A 24,093-nucleotide genomic window follows, 5' to 3' on the forward strand; every position below is an offset into this window, starting at 1 on the left:
GACACGGAACACTCGCGGTGTTGAAAGCTGTGGGTAATATTAATTCCGATGCTACCGGATTTGGTATAACTCAAAGTATCGGTCACTGGTCAGTGCAGCAATTCCTCTAATTTTTGCTGGTTCCACAAATACTGATAAAGCCCTGTTTCCCCTACCAATTCAAGGTGAGTGCCGCTCTGAACAATTTCTCCCCTATCCATCACAAAAATGCGATCGGCACTGGCCGCCGCTGACATTTGATGCGAGATAAAAATTACCGTTTTGCGATCGGTTCCCGTTGCCAAGTTTCGCAAAATGTCGGTAGCAGTTTGATTGTCAACGCTGGAAAGAGCGTCATCCAAAATTAACACCGGGGCGTCAACTAACAAAGCGCGAGCAAGTGCAGTCCGCTGCCGCTGTCCGCCGGATAAAGTAATGCCGCGCTCGCCGACAACTGTTTTGTACTGCTGGGGAAAGTTGAGGATTTCGGCGTGAATTTGCGCTTGTTTTGCCGCCGCTTCAACCTCCGGCTGTTCCGCTAAAGGGTTTCCGTAGCGGATGTTATTCTTGATGGTAGTGCCGAATAGAAAACTTTCTTGCGGAACGTAGGCGATCGCCCCGCGCAATTCGGTCAATTTTACCTGGGTAATATCCTGTCCGTCTACAAATAACTGACCCGGATCGATATCGAGCAAGCGTGGCAGCGCATTAGCTAAAGTTGATTTTCCCGATCCGATCGCCCCAACAATTGCGACAGTTTCTCCCGGTTTTATGGTAAAATTAACATCTTTAAGCGCGGGTGTCTTAGCGCCCGGATAAGTATAATTTAGGTGGCGAGTCGCAATTTCGCCTTTGACTGGAGTTGGCAGTTCAACTGCATCGGCAGCATCCTTAATTTGCGGTTCCACAGTCAGAATTGATTCGATGCGATCGACACTCACTTCTCCCCGCTGGTAAGCAGTAATGGTGAAACCCAACAGCGCCGTCGGAAACACCAAACGCTCGACATAAATCAGCAACGCCACAAAATCGCCAATGCTAATTTGACCATTAGCAATTGCCCCGCCACCAGCAGAAAGCAGCACCAACAAACTGATACTTGCCAAACCGCCCAGCAGCGGAAAAATAAAGTTTCTAGTTTTTGCTAATTCCAAATTTGCTGATAGCAACTGTGCATTGGAATTGCGAAAAGCTCGGCGTTCGTTTTCTTCTTGAGCGTAGATTTTAATTACGGACATCCCGCTCATATCTTCCTGAATTAAATCGCTCATCGCCGACAATTCCTCTTGCACGGCTAACTGTTGGATGCGAAGTTTGTCGCTAAATAACTGTACCAAAACCAGCATTAAAGGATAAACTGCGATCGCGAACAGCGTCAGCCGTACATTAATCCCCAGCATCACCGGCAAAGTCAAAGCATAAGCAAAAGCTGTATTCGCCAAACTGAGTACCGCAAACCCCACCAAGCGCCGAATATTGTCCAAATCGGAAGTAGCGCGGTTAATTAAATCTCCTACCGTATTGGCTGCAAAATAAGACGGTTCTAATGTTAATAAATGATTAAATATTTGCTGTTTGAGGTCAAATTCGACTTGACGCCCGACGCCAAAGAGCAAAATCCGCGACGCCATCCGAATCACCCACATAATTGAGGCGAGAATCAGAATTAGTGCCACGAAGTTGAAAACTTCGTCAAATTTAGTCGCCACTTGGAGAGTGTCAACTGAATTCCGAATCAGCAGGGGAATGTAAACGCCCACAGCATTGACAACTAATAGCGAAAAAACGCCCCAGAAGGTTGGTTTCCAGTGCGGGCGCATATAAGAGCCGAGTTTTTGCAGTCGAGAATAACGAGCCATTTGTTAGTGCGTAATTTGAGATTGATTGAGGAAAGGAAGAAGGTTCGGCAACGGATTTTGTAACGGATGTAACGGATGCAAGGAAGAAGGAAGAAGGAAGAAGGAAGGCGCAATCTTCAGCTCATGTTTCAGCAATTAAGAACTTCATCATCGTCGGGAGTGGTTGCTATAGAAGGTAGAAGTTTGAAAAAATAGAAACTCTATCGAAAGGTAGATGACCGAAAACACAAGTTAAGAAATTTTTAATAAAAATTCTGCTTTGGGATAACGTGCCATCAAAATTAGGTTTTGGTATTAACTAAAACCTGATTATATCGATATGTAACAAACCACATTATATCTGTGGGAACACGAGATCTGTGGGGACACGGCAATGCCTTGTCCTTAGCCACCGGGAACGATCGCCCAAATCCCAATCCGCCCCCGCAATCCCCCACACCGTTGAGGCGCGCTACAATCAAAAATCGATCAACTTAGCACTCAGACTCAGAGAGTGCTAAATTTGCTAATGTAAGCGATTGGAGACAAACATGACCAAAATAGTTGCATTTAGCGACAAATCTCGGCGGGCACTAGAACGCGGCGTCAATCAACTCGCCGATGCTGTCCGCATCACCTTGGGCCCGAAAGGCCGGAACGTCCTATTGGAAAAGAAATACGGCAGTCCCCAAATTGTTAACGACGGTATCACCGTTGCTAGGGAGATCGAACTCGAAGACCCCTTGGAAAATGCTGGCGCTCGCTTAATTCAAGAAGTCGCCTCCAAAACTAAAGATATCGCAGGCGACGGCACAACAACCGCAACGGTTATAGCTCAATCCCTGATTCGCGAAGGTTTGAAGAATGTCGCTGCAGGCGCAAACCCAGTCGCGCTGCGCCGGGGTATTGAAAAAACGATCGCCCACTTGGTGCTGGAAATCGAGAAATTGGCGAAACCCGTCGAAGGAAGCGCCATTGCTCAAGTCGCCACTGTCTCCGCCGGTAACGACGAAGAAGTCGGCGCCATGATTGCCCAAGCAATGGAAAAAGTCACGAAAGACGGCGTAATTACTGTAGAAGAGTCGAAATCTCTGACAACAGAATTGGAAGTTGTCGAAGGGATGCAGTACGATCGCGGATATCTTTCTCCGTATTTCGTCACCAACACCGATCGCATGGAAGTTGATTACGAAAACGCTCGCATCCTGATTACCGACAAAAAAATTAGCTCAATTCAAGAACTCATTCCAGTTCTCGAAAAAATCGCCCGCACCGGTCAACCGCTGCTAATTATCGCCGAAGATATTGAAGGCGAAGCTTTGGCAACTCTGGTAGTCAACAAAGCCCGCGGCGTATTGAACATCGCAGCAACGAAATCCCCTGGTTTTGGCGATCGACGCAAAGCTATGCTTCAAGATATCGCCGTACTCACCGGCGGTCAACTGATTTCTGAAGAAGTCGGACTCAGCATCGATACCGCAACCCTAGAAATGCTCGGTACCGCCCGCAAAATTACGATCGACAAAGAAAACACGATCATTGTTGCTGGCGAAGAACACAAAGCTGACGTGCTAAAACGGATCGAGCAAATCCGCAAGCAGCTAGAAGCGACGGATTCCGACTACGACAAGGAAAAGCTAACCGAACGCATCGCCAAACTCGCCGGCGGCATCGCTGTAATTAAAGTCGGCGCAGCTACCGAAACCGAGCTCAAAGACCGTAAATTGCGTATTGAAGACGCTCTGAACGCTACTAAAGCTGCTGTGGAAGAAGGTATCGTTGCCGGAGGTGGCACGACCCTAATTCACCTGATTACAAAAATAGATGCGATCGCAAATACTTTAGACACCGAAGAACAAGTAGGCGCTGACTTGGTGAAGAAAGCTTTGGAAGCACCTTTGCGTCAAATTGCTGATAATGCCGGCGTTGAAGGTTCGATCGTCATCGAACGAGTGCGGGCGAGCGAGTTCAACGTTGGCTACAACGCTCTCACCGACGTGTACGAAGATATGATTGCCGCTGGGATTATTGACCCCGCTAAGGTGGTGCGATCGGCTTTGCAAAATGCCGGTTCCATTGCTGGTATGGTGCTGACCACTGAAGCTGTGATTGTCGAAAAACCCGAGAAGAAAAAAGCCGGCGGCGACATGGGCGACATGGGCGGCATGGGCGGCATGGGCGGCATGGGCGGCATGGGCGGCATGGGCGGCATGGGCGGCATGGGCGGCATGGGCATGATGTAGTCTTCAGCCATTAGTTTGTAGCCTGTAGGGTGCACCATAAGCACCTGGGGTGCAAACAAGCGCGTCTTATGTACTACCCGTCTACTGTTTGACGATTAAGGCAGCTTATCCCCCCGGCATCCCCTGATAGTCCGGGGGGATTTTTCATTCTCTTGTAGGGGCTGCCCCCGTGGCTGCCCCAATCCCACCCAATGCCTTACAAATCGTGGATGGGTCGGGTCGGCATTCTTGGCACGACAAGAGTCAAAAGGCTGGTTTTCCTGAGAATGAAACAGCCCTGCCCTGATAGTCCGGGGGGATTTGAAGCTATCCAAGTCTCCTTCTTAAGGGAGATGCAATGGGGCTCGGCATTAAGCTATAAGCGATAGTTCTCAGGGATTTTAAGCTGAAGTTGCCATCTATGCAGTCCGCGCCCTCTCGGTCAACTAAAATCCTTCCCAGAAACCGCCTCTCCCCCTCTCCCCTGATCCTTTAAGACGACGGAGTTACATTGTTGCTGTGCAAGTCTTGAGGAGATTGAAACAGAGTTTCGAGATAAACTCTCGCAGCTTGGCGATAACTGCGCGAAGCTTCAGGCGTACCGCTATCGGCATTCTGCAACAAAAACAGCGACAGGGCCGCGCAAAATACTCGGTCTAGATCCCATTCGGGATGGGTTTCCAGGTAAGTTTTGAGAGAATCGTGCAGCGTTTCGGGAATTTCAGCAAAAATACTGACTGTTGGGTTCATCATTTTTTTTAGTCTCGCTAATAAATTGAAAACAGAACCCCCCCTTCGGCCGGATACAGGTGCAGGCACAGCCGAAATCAGAGCGCTTTTTTTTAGGTCGGTCGCATCATTGTGCGCTATGAGGGGGTGGGTTTGTCAATGTTGCAAAATATTACAAAGTCCTTTAGATAAAAAAAAGGTTTACCAAATAATAAGCTTTCCAGGGCATTTTTTGTTACATATCTTTATGTGTTGGGGGGGTTTATGAGGAATTAGGCAGCAAGTTAAGGAAATCCCCAATTCCGCAGCAAGATGCTACCGTGCCGTTAATTTCTGTGGAAAACTTTGTCGGATCTGTGGAAAACCTCAGACTTGCCTGTGGAAACGCTGTGGAATGTTTAGGGAAAAGTCAGGGAAAAAATAAGAATTGCAAAGGGCATGGGGCATGGGGCATGGGGCATGGGGCATTGTTGACTGTTGACTGTTGACTGTTGATTAATGTTAAGGGCATGGGGCATGGGGCATTGTTGACTGTTGACTGTTAACTGTTGACTGTTGATTAATGTTAAGGGCATGGGGCATGGGGCATGGGGCATTGTTGACTGTTGACTGTTGACTGTTGACTGTTGATTAATGTTATTTGTTATTAGTCACTGCAAAGGATTAACAAATGACTAATGACTACTGACTAATGACTTCCTAAGTGCCAATCTGCCGCTTTTTGGCGGATGGTTGCCAATTCTGCCGGTGGCATTTTGTCGAGATTGGCTAAGATAAAGCTCATGCGGACTGAAGTTTTTCCCGGTGGCGCGCTAGGAAATCCCAGTAGGGAAGATTTATCATCGGTGGGGTTGATAGCAGCTTGGTTCGGCCCAAGTTGATCGCCTAATATCCAAACGCCAACAGTCATTTTACTTGTTTCACCATTTCACCATAAAAGTTATCTTTTACTTTTCATGAGGGCTGGTCGTTTATTCAGAAAAATTAATAGGCTGAAAAATCACAAATCCCAACTCATAATTTATCGGCTGGTGGCGAGAACGTACTAGAGCATAACATTGATTTCCAAAGATAGGGACACCGACCAGCAAATTTAAATTTTATGTCTGTGTATCCTTCAGATATTAATAATTTGGTCAGCGTCTCTACTGAAAAAAATTTAATGTGACCGTTATCCCAAAGAACGGTAAAGTGTTTATCTAGTTTCCCAGAAACCGCTAAAGCAAGATTTTTTAAATAGCCGTGATAGGGTGTGGAAATAATTAGTCTTCCTCCCGGATTGAGGCATCTTTTTGCAGTTTTTGCTAGTTCTTTAGGATAAAGCAAGTGTTCAATTACTTCAATAGCTAAGACCACATCAAATGAGTTCAGAATATCGGTATCTGGGAGGTCGTAAATATCTGCTTGGATAAACTGACACTCGGGGAAACTTTGACGGGAGATGGCAATTCCGGGCGCAGATGTGTCAACGCCGACAACTTCGCAGCCGTGCTCTGCGATAACGTGACTGAGGCTGCCATTGCCGCAGCCGAGATCCAAAACTCGGAGTTTTGTCTTGCTGGTCTGCTGAAGTGTCGCCAGCATTTCTAAAAGGGGAGATAGCAAATAAGCGTGATGATATCTCGGACGGTTGTTTGTGTAATAATACGTATAATTGCTAAAGTTTTTTTTCATCGATTAAGCTATGGAGATTATTGCCGAGACCGCGAATTTACGGAGCGTGGGTGTACTATTTGGGCCAAGGTTCCCCACATTAGGGTTGTCAGAGTCGATCGGCAGCTCGATCATCTCATTCTTTTTGTTTGACCGGTGAATTATTGTCACCGAATCAACCGGATGGCAAAAGAAATCTTGGACAGGTTGCAAAATCTTGCATCGCCCATCTCTGGCCCATCTCTCGAAGGGATTCCGAAAGAAAAAGTCCGATCGAGCAAGAATTCTCTCTGTACACTAGCCGGAAACCGAACTTTTTGCCTGTTAATTTGGGGCGAGTGCATCGATGCGATTCTAGCTTCAAGCAACTGCGGTATGTCCACCCGACGCTTTTTGCAGCCTGAAAAATGTGCCCTGGGGCGATCGGATGCCAGTCGCTCCGAGAATTGAGAAGGGAAGTGTGACCGAAATCACAGGCATTTGCGAAACAAATTGCTGAGCATCTTTGGGCCCACACACTTAGAATCGAGATTACTACAGTGGCTTCTATAATTGTGTTTAAATGTTGTTCTGAAGCTGTGTTGTCCAGTCAGCAGAGCCCCCTAGACAGATTCATGCTTTCGGTCTGGTTTATTTCACTTTAATGGTCGCTGTTGGGTGTTGCACCTTAATTTAGATATTTCCTATGGTTAAGTTAGGTCAATCCTCCTTTCGCCGTATTTTACTGTCGCGGATTTTGTTGCTCAGCGTACCTGTTCTACTGGTGGGGGAGTATGTTACCTATCGCAAGGCACGCTCGACGCTTCTGGAAACTGCTCGTCAAAACTTGACAGAAAGTGCAGTCAGAAAAGCAGAAACTATTGAACAGTGGGCGAAATCGCTGAAGTCGAATCTGATCGGCGCTTCGGAAAGCTCGATGTTGCAGTCGGTAGATCCGAAGGATTATCAAAAGTTTATCGCCCAATTAGGGCAGCGGTTGCCAGCGCAGGTTGATTGCTTGCAATTGACTAATTTAAAGACAAATCAAGTGATAGCAAGCACTTGCGGGCAGCAGCCGATTCAGTCGTTGCCGGCAAAATTTTGGCCGCCCGTACAGCAGCAGCAAACGCTGCTGGACGAGAAGAGCGTTTACATCAGTCTCTCCTTACCTAAGCAGCGACAGGGGACAGCAAACGATCAGAAGGTGGCTTTGGGGGCTGAGGATTTTCCCGATGCGGGTAAAGGAGGCTCCGATAGCCAAGCAAGTTTGGTGTTGAGCGCTCCTGTTTACATTCGTCGGGGCAATACCCTGCAGTTGAGCTATGCTTTGAGTTTGCAGTCGGCATTGCCTGTGCAAACCAGCGCTCCCAAGGGTTCTTTAGCCGGCTATACGGTGGCGATCGACCAAGATGGGACGATTTTGGCGCACCCGAATATCAACCGCGTGGGGCGCAATATTGACCAAGAGGCAGATGCCGCTCGACTAAAAAGTATTGTCAAAAGGGCGATCGCAGGCGGAACAGCTTTTCTCCACCTATTTTCCTTTGAAAGAAATGGTGTAGAGTTGCTAGCAGGATACGCCGCTATCCCGAGTCCTTCAACTACACAGGAGAACAGCAAGTGGATTATTTTAGCTGTCTCTCGTTTAGATTACGCTCTGTCAGGTTTGGAAGAAATTCAGCAAGTTTTATTTAATTTAATTGTAGGTTTGGTTGCTGCTAGTATCATCGCGACTTTATATCTGTCTCGCGACTTGGCGCGTCCTGTGGAAAAACTGAGAGACTACGCGATGAAAGTAGATACAGAAGCGTCGCAGACAGTGCCCCAAGATTTCCAAATTAGGGAATTTAATCAACTATCAGAAGCACTCAACAGCATGGTGCAGCGCCTCAGATCCTGGGCCAGAGAATTGGAAGTCGCAACCAAAGAAGCGCAAGTTGCCAATCAATTAAAAAATGAATTTTTGGGCAATATTTCTCACGAATTGAGAACGCCGCTCAACGGGATTATTGGTTTTATTCAAATTGTGCGGGACGGCTACTGCGATGACCGAGATGAAGAAATGGAATTTTTACAGCGGGCCCACGATTCGTCAATGCAATTGCTCAATATTATTAATGATATTTTGGACATTGCTAAAATAGAATCCGGCACCTTCTCCATGATGTTAGAAGTAGTTGACATTACCCAGGTACTTGAAGACGCGATTGATTTGCAAGCGAGTCAAATTGAGGAAAAAGGCTTGAAGTTAAGTTTGCCAGAGCCTCATGATCCGATTATCGTTCATGCCGATCCAGAGAAGCTAAAACAGGTGTTTTTAAATGTTTTGAGCAATGCCGTTAAGTTTACAGAGTCGGGCAGCATTAATATATCTGTGCGGCTAGAATCCAGGACTAATTCTGGTAGTTTTAACGGCAGTGGGGAAAGTATGACGGGTCCGAGCGGTCAAAGCGATTGGGTGGTGGTGACAATTAAAGATACGGGAATTGGTATTGATCCCGAGCACCAGCAGAAATTGTTTCAACCTTTTGTGATGGCTGATGGTTCTACAACTCGCCGGTTTGGCGGTAACGGTTTGGGCTTGGCTATCTCGCGAAGGATAATGGAATCTATGATCGGAAGCATTACCCTGCACAGCGCGGGCGTCAATCAAGGTACTACGGTGATGATTTCTTTGCCTGTCAATCAGCAGTCAAGTTTTTATTTTCACAGCCCGGACTTAGTAACGGAAAAGGGAAATTTCAAAAGTTGAGGAGTAATTTTCCAAATCTAAAATCTAAAATCTAAAATCTAAAATCTAAAATGGTATTAGGGGCTGTCCGCCGAGTTCGAGGGATTTGCTCAAAGTGCTCAGAATGCGGATTAATTCGACGGAGGCCGCGCCCGAAGAGGTAGGACAGGGGGTATTTGTTTGCACGCAGTTGAGGAAGCGATCGCACACTCTCCTCAGCGGTTCTACTTGTTCTAAACTCAACACTTCGCGATGTCTGAGGCTTGTTCGCTGCAGCGCGATCCTCTTCGTTGGCGTAGCCCCCGTAGGGGCGGGCTTCGCTAACGCACTTTCAAAAGAGTTATTCTCTTCGCCTCCCCAATCTGGATTGCCACGCTGCACAATCAGGGGAGTTTCTGGCGACATTTCATCAAAAATCAAGGTTCCCAAACTCCCAACAACTGTTAAGCGCCGTTGTTTGTCAGGATTTAGCCAGCACAGGTGAATAAATGCTTGAAATCCGTCGGGATAAGTAAGCGTTACCCAAACTAAATCTGCTAGTTTTTCTGCAGGATTAATAGTCAACGGTACAGGAGCAAATTGATTTTCAATTTCTGCTGTTTCTTGATTAATTCCTTCTTCCTTCTTCCCTCTTCCTTCTTCCTTCTTCCCTCTTTCTTCTTCCTTCTTCCCTCTTCCTTCTTCCTTCTTCCCTCTTCCTTCTTCCTTCTTCCCTCTTCCTTCTTCCTTCGGAAAAACAGTTCCGATCGCCCTTACTTCAATTGGCGTTTGTTCCAGCCAAGTATTGAAAATAGCGATATCGTGAACGGCCAAGTCCCAAAGGGCATCAACGTCATGGCGCACGGGTTCAAAATGGGTGCGCTGGGCGTAACCGTAGCGCAATTTTCCGAGTTGATGCTGTTGAATAATTCTTTGGCCTCGATCGACTGCTGGATGAAACAGATAAGTGTGGTCAACGAAGAGTTGCCGCTGCTGTTTTTCGGCTAATTGGCAGAGTTCTATGGCTTCAGTGAGGTTGAGGGCGAGGGGTTTTTCTGCTAAGACGTGGTAGCCTTGTTTCAGCGCTGCTGCTGCGAGGGTGTAGTGTGTCGAAGCTGGAGTAGCGATCGCCACAGCTTGCAGTCCCGGCAAGGCTTGCACTTGAGACCACTCGGTAGCTAGAATCACCGAGGCATCAAGATTAAACTGTTTTTGAACGGCCGCCAATGAATCTCGATTCGGGTCTACCACCGCTAAAACTTCGCTATTGGGATGTTCGAGAAAGTTGCGAATTAAGTTAACTCCCCAGCGACCTGCACCCAATACAGCTATTCCGATTTTCATTGATAATAATAACAAAAATAGCACATAAATTATAGCATATTTTGTTATTATTATCAATGTTTTAACTCAAAACAATCACTTTTGACTGTTGGCAGTAGTTATTGGTTATTGGTTATTGGTAGCAGCTAACAAATAACCAATAACTGATAACACCAGTCAACAGTCAACAGTCAACAGTCAACAGTCAACTGACTACTGACTATTAACTAATTTATTAAAAGCTGCCTGAGCCGCTGCTTGTTCCGCCGCTTTGATCGATCGACCTTTTCCCTCTGCTACCAACTTTCCCTGAATGAGAACTTCTGCGGTAAAACGATCCTCCCCGCCCTGCACTGTCCCGGTTTCTTGGACGCTATATTTGGGCAAAGTTTTGTATTTGCCTTGAGTCAACTCTTGGAGAGCAGCTTTGTAGTTTTGGCGGGCAGGATCGCTGCGGATTTCCGCCGCTAGGCGTTGAAAGTGAGAATCTAGCCAAGGGCGAATTAATTCTAAGCTGTGGGTACTCAAATAAAGCGCAGCCAGTACCGCTTCCAAAGCATCTGCCAGCCGGGGTTCAGCGCCTGTTTTGTCCGAGGCGGCACTGCTGGAAACAATTAAATAGCGATCGAACCCGTAACTTTCAGCGATTTTAGCAAGAATGCGATCGCTCACCAAGATCGATCGAATAGCAGCAAATTCCCCCACTGTACAGTCAGGATAAACCTCAAACAACAATTCCGACGCCGCCAGCCGCACAACTGCATCCCCGACAAACTCTAGTTGCTCGTAATTTGCCTTAGCTGACGCGCTCGCATGAGTCAAAGCTAAATCGAGGAGATGCCATTTTATCGAAGCATCCTTCGTCAGTCCTAATTTTTGAATTAATGTTTCAAGTTGCTTTTGGCGACCCGGATAAATCATACCATTTTAGATTTTAGATTTTAGATTTTATAATTAATTGCGAATGACGGATGACTATCCGGGCTGGGAGCTTGTCTAAAGTTGCATGATATTTTGAATATCATATCACCTTCATCTCACTAAAAAGCTTTTTATTAAAAAACTAAATAGTCCTTCTGGTGCTTATAGTCCGCTCTGTCAAGGTGATGAATAAGTGCCTCAAACGCGGGAAATTTCTGCTTCGGGCGATCGATAAATCTTCTTTATTTCTTCTTTATTTGGTAGATAATTAGCAATAAATAACATATCAAGAATAAAGCTCAACGGTTACGATGACGCAAACACCTCAACTACACCTTGACAAATCTGCCCCTAAGCACCTTACCCAAATTTGGGTGGGGAAAAAGTCGGACATAAGCCGGGTTCTGTTCTCTCAACTGCAAGCAGTTTTCGAGGGCAGTTATCTATCTGGGACGCCTGTTACCAGACGCCTCAAGCGGTACCAAAAAACGGAACTGGTAAAAAACCAACCATAGTCCCTCCGACCTTGCTCCCAACTGGGGTTTACCGAGCCAGCACCTCTCGATGCTGCTGGTGCGCTCTTACCGCACCTTTGCACCCTTACCCCCTAACACTTTGCGATTTTCGATGCTTGATTTTTGATTCAATCTCAAATCTCAAATCTCAAATCTCAAATCGGGGGGCGGTATCTTTCTGTGGCACTATCCTCACGATCGCTCGCACTGGGCGTTACCCAGCAAGTTTGGTTTTTCGGGAGCCCGGACTTTCCTCAGACAAGCTTTCGCTAATCCGCAACCGCCTGCGCCTACTTTTTCCCCAAATTTATTGTACGCGATCGTTCGTCAATCAATTTGGGATTTGAGATAGAAGATTTTAACTTGTCGCCCGCTTAATTTGGACATTTGTGTTTATTCAAACTCTTGTACGGTCGGCCCGAAAGCCCGCCCAACAATGAAATTTCCATGCAACTCCCCTTAAAATCACTCAGGGATGAATCAGGGGGCTGAAAAGTTGGCAATTATCATGCAATGATTTATGGCACGGATTCAACTAGGGGCAGGAAACCTTTTTACCTAACAGGATTTTGAATTTTTCAATCTTCAATCATAAATCTCAAATCTTCAATTCAGTTACTTTAATGAGTCATCTTTGATAGTAGAAAAATTATCAAACCAGCCGCGCCGCCAGAAGAAGTAAACTAAACCAGAGGCGATCGCTACCATAATTGCCCAACAAAGCGGATAGCCAAAATACCAATTTAGTTCTGGCATATTCCAGGGCGATTTCTCTGTATTGAAATTCATCCCGTATACTCCAGCCACAAAAGTTAGAGGAATAAAGATACTCGAAATCACCGTCAGCAACTTCATGATTTCATTCATTTTATTACCAACCGAAGACAAGTAAACATCCATCAAACCAGAAGACAACTCTCGATAGGTTTCCACCATATCCATCACCTGCACCGTGTGATCGTAACAGTCGCGCAGGTAAATTCTTACCTCTGGACTAATCAAATCACTGCTATCTCGAATCAAAACATTAATTGCATCCCGCTGCGGCCAAATGGCGCGGCGCAGAGTCAACAATTCTCGCCGGATTTTATAGATTTTTTCCAGGGTTTTGCGGGTAGGGTTCAGCACCACTTCATCCTCTAATTCTTCAATGCGCTCTCCGTAAACTTCTAATACAGGGAAGAATCCATCTATAATCGAATCTAACAGAGTATAAGCCAGATAATCAGCTCCGTGTTTGCGAATTATTCCTTGTCCTTTACGAATGCGCTCGCGCACTGGTTCAAAACAATCATAGTCCGGTTCTTCCTGAACAGTTAACAGGTAATGCTTTCCCAAAATCAAACTTACTTGTTCTTTATGAAAAGTATCTAATTCTGGATGGAGCATAACCATCCAAGCAATGATTAAAATGTGTTCTTCATAGTCTACTACTTTCGGTCGCTGGGGAACATTAACTACATCTTCTTGAGCCATTAGGTGTAAATTAAACACTTCGCCCATTTGTCGCCAAGTTTCTTTGTTTCCCAATCCCAACATATCAACCCAAGAAACAGATGCTGTATCTAAATACGCAGCAGCTTTTTGAGGATTTGCCAATTTGGCGCGAGTTGCGCCTGTTTCGCAATAGTCAATTAATACAATCTCCGGAGGCGGCGCATCTGGTTCTAAGTCGAGAGTTCCCGGCGGAGCCCCCGGATCGTCATAAAAATAGTCAACATAGGAATCATCATCATCTTCTTCTTCTTTTATTTGTTTGGCAACGGCACTAGAAGTATGTATGCTTTTGTATACCATGCTAATATTCCTGACTTTTAGAATCTTTAATTAGATTATCATTTTTCTGGTGCAACTACCAATTACCAATGACTCCTTACCTCTGCCGAATTGGAATCTCGATCGCAAATTCAGTTCCCTCTCCCGGCGCGGAAATGCACTGCAGCGTCCCTCCGTGTCTTTCCACCACAATCTGATAGGAGATAGACAATCCCAAGCCTGTACCTTTGCCTACTGGTTTAGTAGTAAAAAACGGGTCAAATACCCGGCATTTAACAGACTCTACCATGCCAGACCCGTTATCGGAAATTACGATCGCCACCCGATTGTTCTCCAACACTTCGGTGCGAATCCGAATCCAAGGCAATGCGTCGCAACTTAAAGGTAAAGTAGGAAAATCTTGCCCTTCCTCTTCCGAATAACTCGCCAAGTCCAGCTTCCTCTGCCTGACATCCGTTAAAGCATCAATAGCATTATTTAAAATATTCATAAAAACTTGATTTAACTGTCCAACGTAGCACTGTATCGGCGGCAATATTCCATATTCTTTAACTATTTCAATCTGGCGATTTCTGCCATTTTCTTTAATTTTGTGTTGCAAAATTAACAGAGCGCTGTCTATTCCCTCGTGAATATTAACACGCTTAAGATCGGATTCTTCCAGGCGGGAAAAATTACGCAAAGACAGAACAATTTGGCGAATACGCTCAGCTCCGGTTTGAATTGAAGTCAGCAGATGCGGGAAATCCTCTTTCATGAATTCCAGTTCTATTTCTTCTGCCAAATCTTGGATAACAGCAACAGGTTCCGGGTAGTGTGCGTGGTACAAACTGCACAGTTCCAGCAAGTTTTTGGCATACTCACTAGCGTAAGTGATATTACCGTAAATAAAACTGACAGGATTATTGATTTCGTGAGCAATTCCCGCCACTAGCTGTCCCAAACCCGACATTTTTTCCGCTTGAATTAGTTGAGCTTGAGTCCTGCCTAATTGTTTCAATGTTTGCTCTAGCTGGCGATTTTTATGTTTTAATTGAGCTTCGGCTTGTTTGCGCTTGGTAATATTGCGCGCTAGAATAATAACTTGATCTGAATTAAACGGCAACAGTCGGGCTTCATAAGTTGTTTCTCCTTCCGCCATGGAAAGCGAATATTCTATGTCGATTGAGTTTCTTGTTTCGGAAATTTCAAAGATTGCTTGGGAAAATTGGCTGGCGACATTCTGTGGCAATATCTCTGTCATTCGTTGACCAAGAAAATGTTCGGGCGGTACGTATAAATTCGAGGAAGTTCCTGACAAATAATCCACAATTATACCGTCAGCATCTAGTCGAAAATACAAATCAGGCAAAGCGCGAAAAACTGCTTCTAACTCTAAAGTTTTTTGGCGCAATGCTTCCTCAGCGTAGTACCGATCGCTAATATCAAAAATCACCCCGTCCAAATAGCAAACGTTTCCCTCTGCGTCGAACACAGGAGAACCTTTATCCCACACCCATTTAACCGTGCCGTCTGCTGCTAGCAAGCGGTATTCCAAGTTATAAGACTCTTTGTTTTCTATGCCTTGCCGAATAGTTGCTTCTACTTTTGCCAAATCTTCCGGGTAAATAATGCTAGCAAAAGTCCGGCCTCTCCTTTCCCAACGCAAAATAAAATCTGCCGCAGGGTAGCCGATTAATAAGTAAACGGCATCGCTAATAAAATTAGTGGAAAAATCGCACTTCCAGCGATAAACCACTCCGGGAATATTAGCTACCAAAGACCTAAATCTTGATTCACTTCTACGCAAAGCTGCTTCCGATTCATGTCGTTCGGTAATATCGCGAGCGAAAGCTAGCACTGCAAATACATTACCCTCAGCGTCGCGCAGGGGAAGTTTTTGGGTATCAAAAATATGTACTGAACCGTCAGCAATAGTTGCCGGATCGCAGGGATTGTGGATAATTTCGCCGGCCAGTACAGCAGAGTCGTCTGTGCGGAAGCCTCGGATATTTTTGGCTGCATTCCCAAACACGAGCTCTTCTGAAAATCCTAATTCTAAATCACATTTGCCAATTATCTCTTCGACTGTTTTGCCGATCGCTTGAGCGAAACTCCTGTTGGCCAAAATACAGCGAAAATTTTTGTCTTTGGCAAAAATCCAGTCGCTAGTTTTGTCTATAACGGTACGCAGGAGTTGTTCGGAACGTTCGGTTTTTTCCAAAGACGCCTGCAGTTGTAGTTCTAGGCACTTGCGAGCAGTAATGTTTTCAAAAGCTACACCGACGCAGTTGTTGGGTAATGGAAAAGCTTTAATAGAAAAAGCGCGAGTTATTCGGCCGCCTTCATCGCAGTCAATATCTTCAACTTCTACGGCTTTCTGGGTGCGAATTACCGAAGCAAATGCTTGGGGAATGTTTTTCGATCGCAGGTGGGGAAAAATCTCGTCGATTGTCATTCCCAAAACATCCGCCATTTCTAATCCGGTAAATAGGGTAGCCGCGGGATTTGAGGCGATCGCCCTGAGAGTGCTGTCATCGTCTATATTTTCTAAATGGTAGACGTACAAACCAATTTGCATATTCTCGACAATTTGGTCGTAGAGGCGCACGCTTTCGTCTACCTGCCTGCGTTCGGTGATATCTTCAGTAATACCTAAAACGTACTGAGGGCGGCCTGCGGAGTCGAGAATTGGCACTTTGCGGGTGTGCAATATTCTCATACCTTTGTGGCGAGTTTGAATCGGCTCTTCGGCTATGTCTTTAACAGTAGATTGGTTATGATCGCCGGTCAATATTTCTCTGTCTTGAGCAGTAAAAACATCAGCTTGTTCTTTGGGGTAAATATCGTAGTCATTTTTGCCGATCGCCTCTTGAGAGGTAACACCTGCAATCGTTTCTCCCGCTTTATTCCACAGCACAAATTTCAGCGAAGAAGCATCTTTAGCAAAAACTCCCACCGGCAGATTTTCTACTACGGAATTGAGGAACCCTCTAGCTGATTTTAATTCAGCTTCTGCACGCTTGCGTTCGATGCCTAAAGCGATGACATCGGCAACCGATGCTAAAGTTTCCTGAAAGGGTGCTGTCAGCGGCTGGCAACTGATAATTACCATGACTCCCACCAGCCGTTCTTCGACTATCAAAGGGTAGCCTGCGAAAGTTAGAATTTCCTTGGGGATTGGGCAATTTGTCGGCTTTTGGCTGGTGTTGAGAAGTGCTACTTCGGAACTGTGTGGCGGTGTTGCTTTCGGGGATTCTTCCTCTAGGAGTCCAAAATTATTCAGTTCAAATCCGCAGTCAAATTCCGGTTTTTGCTGTTTGGCGATCGAGTTAACCTTACTTTCAATAAACCTAGCCCGATCGTCTGTGCGGCTGTAGATTCCAGAGGCTGCTTGCAATTGCCAAAGATTATCTTGAGAGTTGAAAGTCCAAATTTCAGCCGAAGCGACATCAAGATTCCGCACCATTGCCTCGCAGCAGGGAAGCAGGATATCTTGAGGGTGTTTGGTGAGGGCAATACCCACATCGGCTACCATTGCTGTGAGGCGAGAAGCTTGGGCTTTTTCTGCTTCCAACCGTTTGCGATCGGTGATATCTTCCACCAAAGAAAGCACGGTAAAAGTGTCGCCACTGCGAATAATTGAATTGAACCAGCGACACCAAATCACCTGTCCGCTTTTAGTATAGTTGCGGTTAATTGAAGTATTGCCGTTGCCGGTGGCTAGTTCGAGCTCGATCGCGCTTATAGCCTCTCTATCTTCCTCGCAAACCAAAGCCAAATCGCCGAACTGCTTGCCCATCATCTCATCGGATGTCCAGCCAAAGATTTCCTCGGCGCGTTTCGACCACTGAACGATGCGAAAATCTTCATCCCAGCCTACCATTGCCAGGGGACTGTTAGCTGCATTCAACCACAGTAAATGGTTCGATCGGCGCAACTGTTGAGTTTTCTGCTGCTGCCAGCGGTAGTGCCTGGTGATATCTCTACCGATGCCCAAAACCCGCATCTGGTTGCTAGAGGCATCCACCGCTGGCGTGTAAGCAGTTTCGTAAATTTTAATCCCGCCGTCTGCCGCCGTCACCTCATGAATAGCCAGCCGTTTTTCCCCGGTTATAAATACTTGTTGCAGGCAAGAATCAATCTGCGAAATTATATTTTTTACCGCAGGATTATTAGGATATAATTTCAATAATTCCTGATTAGTTTTGTTGAGTATTTCAGCAGGCTCCAATCCCATCCAAGCCGCAGCAATAGGATTGATCGATAAATAATTTTGCTGTCGATCGCACTCTAGGAAAGCATCAACAGAGTTAGAGAAAAAAGACTGAAACGAGTTGATAACTTCCTGCATGGGTATTTTTTCATGAGAAAAGCTTAGTATTACGGAAACCTCGTATCTTTAGACTCATATCTTGCGCCATTTTCAATAAGTTTTTATGGGCGGGCAGGATGCCCACCTCACAAGAAATTAACTCTTTGTGGAACAGGCCGGAAAGCCTGTTAAGCGAGAATTGTGCAAGATGTGAGTAGACCGATCGAGGCAGCACGCATCAGGCAGTTTTAACCGCCTTGAATATTGATTATTGCTACAGGGGGCTACTGGGTCGCTTGGTACTTTTATTATCTATTTTCAACGGAACAATTACCGTTTCAAATATTTCACCCGCGATCGCATAGCAGCTTGAGCTTACACCCATAATTTTGATAACGTAATCAGTTAAGACGATAGCTAGTCAACTCTCTCTTTTGATTAGGGCATAAAGCCCCATCTCTTCAGAGCGGGGTGCTGACTTGCTTAAGCTGTAAAATTTTCCTAAAGTTAGTTTAACCCACTCAAATCTTTTTGGGCACTGTACTGCTGCGTTTCCCGCTGCAATTTTCGGCGCTGTTCCCTATAATACAAAAATTTTAAAGAATATAGTATTTTGGGGAATAGAGCTTAATTACAGCAGATACTCTTTTTTTAAACCAGACCCAGCGGATACAAAAGCGAGATGGAGAGACGAGGAGACGGGGATGTGGGCAGAGGTTAATCAACAACCTGCGAGAAAAATGCTTCAGAAATGCCGGAGGGCTTACCGATTCCCAATTCCCAATTCCCGATTCCCAATTCTCGATTCGCAATTCCCAATTTGGTAATCTGAAAGCGGTTTGGCAGTAAGCCCAGCAAAGAACGTAAGCCGTGCAAAGCCATGTAACATAAAGATTGCGATATTTTTCTATGTAATATGGAACTATTAGATACCTTGATTGTGGGTGCGGGTATTAGCGGTTTGAGTTTGGCGCACGCACTTCACAAGGAAGCAACGAGTCCATCCTCGCTGAAGATTTTAGTCGCTGAGAGTCAGGGACGTGTGGGCGGGAACATCACCACTGTGACAGCCGAAGGGTTTCTCTGGGAGGAGGGCCCGAACAGTTTTTCGCCGACGCCGGAATTGATGAAGTTGGCTGTGGATGTGGGATTGAAGCAGGAGTTGATTTTTGCCGATCGCAAATTGCCTCGTTATGTTTATTGGCAAAAAAAGCTGCAACCGGTGCCGATGAGTCCACCGGCGATGATTCAGTCTCAGTTGCTGAGTTTTCCAGGGAAACTGCGGGCGTTGTTCGGGGCTTTGGGCTTTGTCGGGCCGGCAATGGGCGATCGACTTTCGCAGCAGGGTGACGAGGAAACTGTTTCTCAATTTTTCCGCCGTCATCTGGGGACGGAAGTGATGCAGCGGTTGGTGGAACCTTTTGTTTCTGGGGTTTATGCCGGCGATCCGCAACAACTTAGCGCGGCGGCGGCTTTTGGGCGGGTAACGAAGATGGCTGATGTGGGTGGCGGGCTGGTAGCGGGGGCGCTGCTTTCTGCTAGGAAAAGACCGAAGAAATTGCCTGCAGACCCGAATGTTCCTAAGACTAGGCCGGGGGAGTTGGGTTCGTTCAAGCAGGGGTTGAAGGCTTTGCCAGAGGCGATCGCTGCTGAATTGGGCGATCGAGTGAAACTCAACTGGCATCTGACTCGCCTCCAGCGCACAGAACGCGAAACTTACATTGCTGTATTCTCGACGCCCGACGGACAGCAGGAAGTTGAGGCGCGCACCGTGGTTTTGACTACGCCCGCTTACGTTACAGCCGATTTGTTGCAGCCTCTGCAACCGGAAGTTAGCAGCGCTTTACAAGCTTTTACTTATCCTACGGTTGCCTGCGTTGTATTAGCATATCCGCAGTCTGATGTCAAGGGTAAATTAGTAGGTTTTGGAAATTTAATTCCGAGGGGGCAGGGAATTCGCACTCTGGGGACGATTTGGACATCAAGTTTATTTGCCGATCGCGCGCCTGCAGGGTGGCAAACTCTCAGCAGTTACATCGGCGGGGCAACAGACTCGGAAATTGGCAATCTCGACTCAGAAGAAATCGTTCGGGAGGTGCACCGAGATTTGTCTCGGATTTTGCTGAAACCAGATGTGCCACAGCCAAAAGTTTTAGCGGTGAATGTGTGGAAGCGGGCGATTCCTCAGTACAATTTGGGGCATTTCGATCGCCTGCAACAAATTGATGAGGGCTTAAAATCTTTGCCTGGGGTGTATTTGTGCAGCAACTACATCGGCGGCGTGGCTTTGGGAGATTGCGTGCGAAGGGGTTTTGAGCGTGCACGAGAAGTGGGCGAGTATTTGCAGAACAAACAATCAGATACTCGATCGATCTGAATGATTGTCTGGGGAGGGCGGGTTTACCAATATCGAGTATGTTAATCCGAGATATTGGTGAACCCGCGCCTACAGCCTTCTGCCTTCATATCCGCTGCCCAATGTTACTAGGTTGTGGGTTCAAACTTGTAACCCACGCCTCGGACGGTTTGAATCATCGAAATTTGAGTGGCATCTGGTTCAATTTTGCGGCGAATTTGACCTATATGGACATCCACCACGCGATCGGCTCCTACATACTCGTAGTCCCACACTTCATGCAGCAATTCCGATCGCCTCCACACGCGACCGGGTTTGCTGGCCAAACAGTACAGCAGGTCGAATTCTAAAGCAGTCAAAGCAACTATCTGACTACCGAGAATTACCTCGCGGCGGACCGGATCTATTAGTAGCTCTCCAAAAGTAAGAGTTTGTTGTTCGGCGGGAGTAACAATGCGTTTGCGCTTCAAAATTGCTGCAACGCGAGCTCCAATCTCTACAAGACTAAAAGGTTTAGTAATGTAGTCGTCAGCACCTTCGGCAAACCCTTTCATTTTGTCAGCTTCATCGGTTCGGGCAGTCAGCATCAACACAAACACGCCCGTGCGTCTTTGCATTTCTTGACACAGTTTATAGCCAGTTGTATCAGGTAAATTTACATCTAGAACTACTAAGTCAGGATTGAGTTGCTCAAATAATTCCAGACCAGTCTGACCGTCCTCGCCAGACTCAACTTGATAACCTTGCTGGCTCAAAAAACGGTGAATTAAATTTCGGATTGCCGGGTCGTCATCAACCACAAGGATTTTTACAGGGGCCATGACCACAAGTTTGCTTGAAGAATTAGGCAAGAATATTCAGCCATAATAATAGAAAACTGGATACAAATCTCGAAAAAATTGAGCTTTTAATAGTTATAGCCCTATTTATAACCTACGCAAAATTTCAGGCAATAAATCTCCAGGAACTTTGGATAAGGCTAAATTTTGGCCTGGCAGCCCACATTCACTATAGAAAGCTCTAATCGTTTTGACAATATAGCTCAATGCTGTTTGCCGGGAATCAGCAGCTTGGGAGTTTGCCGGGGCTTGCAGGTTGAGTTTATCCCCATATGTTAACCCTTTGTCATTGAGATGTTGTCCCCATTCGGCGCACACTTGCAACTGGTGGTGTAGTGCGGCTTCTAGATGGCTTGTCTGTGCAGCTTTATTAGCGGCAAAATCGGGTTCTATGGCTAGTTGATAGTGGGCTAGTCCAAGATTGTTGCGGGCGGCCAAGGCGTCAAAGGTGAGTTGGGTTCGATCGAGCTCTGCGGCGATATCCAGGGCGGTTTCGTAGGCGGTAATCGCCTGCTGCAATGATTCCGTCCGCGCTCGTTTCTGCTGGAAGTGGTTCGCCAAATGCCAATAAGCGGTACCGAGATTATTGTAAGTGGCGGCTGCTGCTGCGGGTACTAATTCTCGGGTGCGGTATTTCAATGCTTCGCGGTAGGCGGAAATCGCCCTGACTAGCAGGGGTTCTGAGGGTTCGTGCTGGGCGAGGTTCCAGCAGGCGGTACCGAGGTTGTTTTGCACTCCGGCATAGTTGAGGGGTTCTCGTTCGGGACTGTAACAGGAGAGGGCTTGGGTGTAAGCTGCGATCGCGCTTTTGAGATATACGATCGGCTCACCATCTTGGGCTAAATTCCAGTATGCTGTCGCCAAATTATTCTGAGCAGCAGCGTACTGCTGAGGTTCCACGGCGGGGTCTAGATCCAGCAGCGCTTGTTGGTAAGCTGCAACTGCGTGCTGCAAGTTCTCTGTTTTGTCTCGATAGCGGGCTAAATCGGCCGAGGCGATTCCCAAATTTTTGTTTAATCTAACGCGGGTTTGGGGTACGGTTTCGGCATCTGTTCGGTTCAAACCTTCAAGGTAGAGGGCGATGCTGCGTTCAAGGCTGGATACTGGATCTGAGGCGTTATGCTGCGTGCGATCGCGCGATAGCATCCAGTAGAGAGTGCCGAGATCGTTGAGCAAATCGGAAATTGGCGGTAGGCTGTTGGACTCCTGGGCGTACTGAGTTAAGTTTTCTGTCAATTGAGCAATCAGCCGCGCGCATTCCTCAGTTAGTGGTTGATTTTGCTGGGAGTTGGTGTCAACTTCGAGATACGCAATCACTTGTTCGATCGCGCGAATGGCTATTGTCAAGTTTTGCTCTGAAACGTCTCCGCCCAGGATGCGATCGCGGTAGTAATTCCCCAAACTGTGATAAGCCAAAGCCAACGCTTCGCAAGAACACTGATGTTCTTGCAGCAGTTCGATGTATTGCAGAGTTTGCAGCGGCAGAAAATTCTCCTCTGATGTGGCATCATTTTCTGCTTCCAACTCCTCAGAGGCTGCTGCTAGCACCAAATCTGCCAGTTCGACGGATTTAGAATCAGGCGCTGGGGACGGGGGATGGGAAATTGGGGATTGTTCGTCCTCTCTCAGTTGGACGGATTTAGAATCAGGCGCTGGAGACGGGGGATATGAACTTGGGGATTGTTCGTCGGGAATTGGGGATTGTCCAGAGAAAGAAGATATTAAAAGTTGGTTGCCAAAGTCTCGGTTGTCCCGCAGGTTTCGCAAGTCTCCTGAGTTCCCGAAGTCATCAAAGTCCCCGAAGTCTCCCTTAGCTGGAGTTGGTTCGCCTTCAAACTCAAATACTCCGGTTCGCCAGTGCCAAAATTCCGGGGCCGATTGCTCGATCGAACTTAGCCAGGGCCGCGACACCCACAGCAACAGAGTAGACTCGCACATTTGCAGGTTTGCTTCAATGTCTCTCAAATAGCTCAGGAACGACCACTGCACGGCTGCTGACTGCCTGGTCAGGTGTTCTGCCCCGAGAATTTGAAATCCCGGCAAACGGCTGTAGCTGCCTCTGTTTTGCGGCGGTGGGTGTTGGGTCAGCCACGCGGCGATCGAACCCCAAGGATTTGGATTGCTCAAGTCAAGTTCCAAACTGACAAATCGGGGGTAGTCGATCGGGGAGCGAGGATCGGAGCCAGCGCTCTCTGCAGCTAATTCTGCGTGCAAGCGGGCTGCCAGACAGTCCCGCAGGCACAAGTCGTCGCAGGCGGCAATAAAAATTTGACGGCGTAAATTGAGGTCGATCGCCTGTTTCAAGCGTTGATAGATCAGCTTGTTTGAGCTAGAAACTTTTTGGGAAGGAATAGACATCAGGATCAGCCGATTTTAGATTTTAGATTTTAGGTTTTAGGTTTTAGATTTTGGATTGTAGATTTTAGATTGTAGAGTTGAGAGTTGAAATCTCGATCGCTCATACCTCACAACTAAGGCCCGAAGGCAGTCAATCGCACCGGTGATGACTAAAGGATTGTAGATTTTCAATTGGCAATTTTATGTGGGTGACGAACCCGTGTGATTAAGTGCAACTCAAGTCCCTGACCCCGACAGCCGAGAGGAAAACACCAAATTTATGCTGGTCTTATTTAGCTTTCCAGCTTGCTCGGCACGCTTCAGGATTGTCGCAACTACCTGCTTTGTATTGAAACACAAAAACCATGTTTCCATTGGTTGGAAAACATGGTTTGTTGAATGATTATTTAAAATTGCGATTTGAATCAGCTTTGAGTGTAAGCCCAGCTTTTAGACGGAAGCAGCCACAAACACCAAACCCGCGACCAACACGGCTGCTGCAATTCCCATGATGATATAGTTCCGTTGCTGCTGCTGGTTGGGAGGTACGGCTTCATACACCTTCGGCTCTTTAGCAAAGTTATTCAGGCGTCCATCGTCATCTTTGATGTAAGGCATCAGT

Annotated in this window: 17 protein-coding genes and 1 other RNA gene; 5 read left to right on the forward strand and 13 right to left on the reverse strand. The window is 46.6% G+C overall.

Annotated features, from left to right (window positions below):
- Window positions 1-89: 89 nt before the first annotated feature.
- Complete coding sequence (locus NDI35_RS11245; protein WP_445312809.1) at window positions 90-1,838, reverse strand: ABC transporter ATP-binding protein; 1,749 nt, start codon at window positions 1,836-1,838, stop codon at window positions 90-92.
- Window positions 1,839-2,180: 342 nt separating this feature from the next.
- Here NDI35_RS11245 and NDI35_RS11250 point away from each other — a divergent pair, with 342 nt between their 5' ends.
- Both NDI35_RS11250 and groL read left to right on the forward strand, forming a co-directional pair.
- Window positions 2,181-2,315 carry a hypothetical protein gene (locus NDI35_RS11250; protein ID WP_445312810.1) on the forward strand — a complete coding sequence of 45 codons (135 nt, stop codon included), beginning with the start codon at window positions 2,181-2,183 and terminating at the stop codon, window positions 2,313-2,315.
- A 53-nt stretch (window positions 2,316-2,368) separates the two neighbouring features.
- Window positions 2,369-4,060 (forward strand): chaperonin GroEL, encoded by a 1,692-nt coding sequence (gene groL / locus NDI35_RS11255; RefSeq protein WP_445312811.1) that lies wholly within the window; start codon window positions 2,369-2,371, stop codon window positions 4,058-4,060.
- 471 nt (window positions 4,061-4,531) lie between these two features.
- Here groL and NDI35_RS11260 read toward each other — a convergent pair whose 3' ends face one another.
- The 3 genes from NDI35_RS11260 to NDI35_RS11270 form a co-directional block, all read right to left on the reverse strand.
- The gene (locus tag NDI35_RS11260; protein WP_050813024.1) at window positions 4,532-4,789 is read right to left on the reverse strand and encodes a DUF2811 domain-containing protein; all 258 of its coding nucleotides are present in this window, start codon (window positions 4,787-4,789) and stop codon (window positions 4,532-4,534) included.
- A 667-nt stretch (window positions 4,790-5,456) separates the two neighbouring features.
- Window positions 5,457-5,678, reverse strand: coding sequence for a hypothetical protein (locus tag NDI35_RS11265; protein WP_445312812.1), 222 nt, complete (start codon window positions 5,676-5,678; stop codon window positions 5,457-5,459).
- A 104-nt stretch (window positions 5,679-5,782) separates the two neighbouring features.
- On the reverse strand, window positions 5,783-6,442 hold the full coding sequence (locus NDI35_RS11270; protein WP_445312813.1) for a class I SAM-dependent methyltransferase: 660 nt from the start codon (window positions 6,440-6,442) through the stop codon (window positions 5,783-5,785).
- A gap of 162 nt (window positions 6,443-6,604) precedes the next feature.
- Between NDI35_RS11270 and NDI35_RS11275 the strand changes: the two genes are divergently transcribed.
- Both NDI35_RS11275 and NDI35_RS11280 read left to right on the forward strand, forming a co-directional pair.
- A complete protein-coding gene (locus NDI35_RS11275; RefSeq protein ID WP_445312814.1) occupies window positions 6,605-6,871 on the forward strand; it encodes a hypothetical protein in 267 nt (88 codons plus the stop codon).
- A 235-nt stretch (window positions 6,872-7,106) separates the two neighbouring features.
- On the forward strand, window positions 7,107-9,152 hold the full coding sequence (locus tag NDI35_RS11280; protein WP_445312815.1) for a sensor histidine kinase: 2,046 nt from the start codon (window positions 7,107-7,109) through the stop codon (window positions 9,150-9,152).
- A gap of 45 nt (window positions 9,153-9,197) precedes the next feature.
- Here NDI35_RS11280 and NDI35_RS11285 read toward each other — a convergent pair whose 3' ends face one another.
- The 6 genes from NDI35_RS11285 to NDI35_RS11310 form a co-directional block, all read right to left on the reverse strand.
- On the reverse strand, window positions 9,198-10,454 hold the full coding sequence (locus tag NDI35_RS11285) for a Gfo/Idh/MocA family protein (RefSeq protein WP_445312816.1): 1,257 nt from the start codon (window positions 10,452-10,454) through the stop codon (window positions 9,198-9,200).
- A 192-nt stretch (window positions 10,455-10,646) separates the two neighbouring features.
- Window positions 10,647-11,354: a ribonuclease III gene (gene rnc / locus NDI35_RS11290; protein ID WP_445312817.1), complete on the reverse strand. Its 708-nt coding sequence runs from the start codon at window positions 11,352-11,354 to the stop codon at window positions 10,647-10,649.
- A 378-nt stretch (window positions 11,355-11,732) separates the two neighbouring features.
- Window positions 11,733-12,166: RNase P RNA component class A (gene rnpB, locus NDI35_RS11295), an RNA gene on the reverse strand.
- Between the two features lie 318 nt (window positions 12,167-12,484).
- Entirely contained in the window at window positions 12,485-13,666 is a 1,182-nt protein-coding gene (gene corA / locus NDI35_RS11300; RefSeq protein WP_445312818.1) for a magnesium/cobalt transporter CorA, read from the reverse strand.
- A gap of 76 nt (window positions 13,667-13,742) precedes the next feature.
- A complete protein-coding gene (locus tag NDI35_RS11305; RefSeq protein ID WP_445312819.1) occupies window positions 13,743-17,978 on the reverse strand; it encodes a PAS domain-containing protein in 4,236 nt (1,411 codons plus the stop codon).
- Between the two features lie 678 nt (window positions 17,979-18,656).
- A complete protein-coding gene (locus tag NDI35_RS11310; RefSeq protein ID WP_445312820.1) occupies window positions 18,657-18,821 on the reverse strand; it encodes a hypothetical protein in 165 nt (54 codons plus the stop codon).
- A 34-nt stretch (window positions 18,822-18,855) separates the two neighbouring features.
- On the opposite strand from NDI35_RS11310, the gene hemG reads away from it, so the two are divergent.
- Window positions 18,856-20,316 carry a protoporphyrinogen oxidase gene (gene hemG / locus NDI35_RS11315; RefSeq protein WP_445312821.1) on the forward strand — a complete coding sequence of 487 codons (1,461 nt, stop codon included), beginning with the start codon at window positions 18,856-18,858 and terminating at the stop codon, window positions 20,314-20,316.
- Window positions 20,317-20,423: 107 nt separating this feature from the next.
- Here the strand turns inward: hemG and NDI35_RS11320 are convergent, their stop codons facing one another.
- From NDI35_RS11320 to psb34, 3 genes are all read right to left on the reverse strand, one after another.
- A complete protein-coding gene (locus NDI35_RS11320; protein ID WP_333036365.1) occupies window positions 20,424-21,116 on the reverse strand; it encodes a response regulator transcription factor in 693 nt (230 codons plus the stop codon).
- A 105-nt stretch (window positions 21,117-21,221) separates the two neighbouring features.
- On the reverse strand, window positions 21,222-23,492 hold the full coding sequence (locus tag NDI35_RS11325) for a tetratricopeptide repeat protein (protein WP_445312822.1): 2,271 nt from the start codon (window positions 23,490-23,492) through the stop codon (window positions 21,222-21,224).
- Between the two features lie 429 nt (window positions 23,493-23,921).
- Window positions 23,922-24,089, reverse strand: coding sequence for a photosystem II assembly protein Psb34 (gene psb34, locus NDI35_RS11330; RefSeq protein WP_190735959.1), 168 nt, complete (start codon window positions 24,087-24,089; stop codon window positions 23,922-23,924).
- Window positions 24,090-24,093 lie beyond the last annotated feature (4 nt).

The organism is Microcoleus vaginatus FACHB-2002 (genome assembly GCF_040004035.1).
GTDB classification, from domain to species: domain Bacteria; phylum Cyanobacteriota; class Cyanobacteriia; order Cyanobacteriales; family Microcoleaceae; genus Microcoleus; species Microcoleus vaginatus_C.

What these genes read in the sequence shown, in the direction of transcription:
- NDI35_RS11245 (WP_445312809.1), bottom strand. Translation starts at nt 1,838, where the DNA reads ATGGCTCGTTATTCTCGACTGCAAAAACTCGGCTCTTATATGCGCCCG.
- groL (WP_445312811.1), top strand. Translation starts at nt 2,369, where the DNA reads ATGACCAAAATAGTTGCATTTAGCGACAAATCTCGGCGGGCACTAGAA.
- NDI35_RS11260 (WP_050813024.1), bottom strand. Translation starts at nt 4,789, where the DNA reads ATGAACCCAACAGTCAGTATTTTTGCTGAAATTCCCGAAACGCTGCAC.
- NDI35_RS11265 (WP_445312812.1), bottom strand. Translation starts at nt 5,678, where the DNA reads ATGACTGTTGGCGTTTGGATATTAGGCGATCAACTTGGGCCGAACCAA.
- NDI35_RS11270 (WP_445312813.1), bottom strand. Translation starts at nt 6,442, where the DNA reads ATGAAAAAAAACTTTAGCAATTATACGTATTATTACACAAACAACCGT.
- NDI35_RS11275 (WP_445312814.1), top strand. Translation starts at nt 6,605, where the DNA reads ATGGCAAAAGAAATCTTGGACAGGTTGCAAAATCTTGCATCGCCCATC.
- NDI35_RS11280 (WP_445312815.1), top strand. Translation starts at nt 7,107, where the DNA reads ATGGTTAAGTTAGGTCAATCCTCCTTTCGCCGTATTTTACTGTCGCGG.
- NDI35_RS11285 (WP_445312816.1), bottom strand. Translation starts at nt 10,454, where the DNA reads ATGAAAATCGGAATAGCTGTATTGGGTGCAGGTCGCTGGGGAGTTAAC.
- rnc (WP_445312817.1), bottom strand. Translation starts at nt 11,354, where the DNA reads ATGATTTATCCGGGTCGCCAAAAGCAACTTGAAACATTAATTCAAAAA.
- corA (WP_445312818.1), bottom strand. Translation starts at nt 13,666, where the DNA reads ATGGTATACAAAAGCATACATACTTCTAGTGCCGTTGCCAAACAAATA.
- NDI35_RS11305 (WP_445312819.1), bottom strand. Translation starts at nt 17,978, where the DNA reads ATGCAGGAAGTTATCAACTCGTTTCAGTCTTTTTTCTCTAACTCTGTT.
- NDI35_RS11310 (WP_445312820.1), bottom strand. Translation starts at nt 18,821, where the DNA reads ATGGCTTTGCACGGCTTACGTTCTTTGCTGGGCTTACTGCCAAACCGC.
- hemG (WP_445312821.1), top strand. Translation starts at nt 18,856, where the DNA reads ATGGAACTATTAGATACCTTGATTGTGGGTGCGGGTATTAGCGGTTTG.
- NDI35_RS11320 (WP_333036365.1), bottom strand. Translation starts at nt 21,116, where the DNA reads ATGGCCCCTGTAAAAATCCTTGTGGTTGATGACGACCCGGCAATCCGA.
- NDI35_RS11325 (WP_445312822.1), bottom strand. Translation starts at nt 23,492, where the DNA reads ATGTCTATTCCTTCCCAAAAAGTTTCTAGCTCAAACAAGCTGATCTAT.
- psb34 (WP_190735959.1), bottom strand. Translation starts at nt 24,089, where the DNA reads ATGCCTTACATCAAAGATGACGATGGACGCCTGAATAACTTTGCTAAA.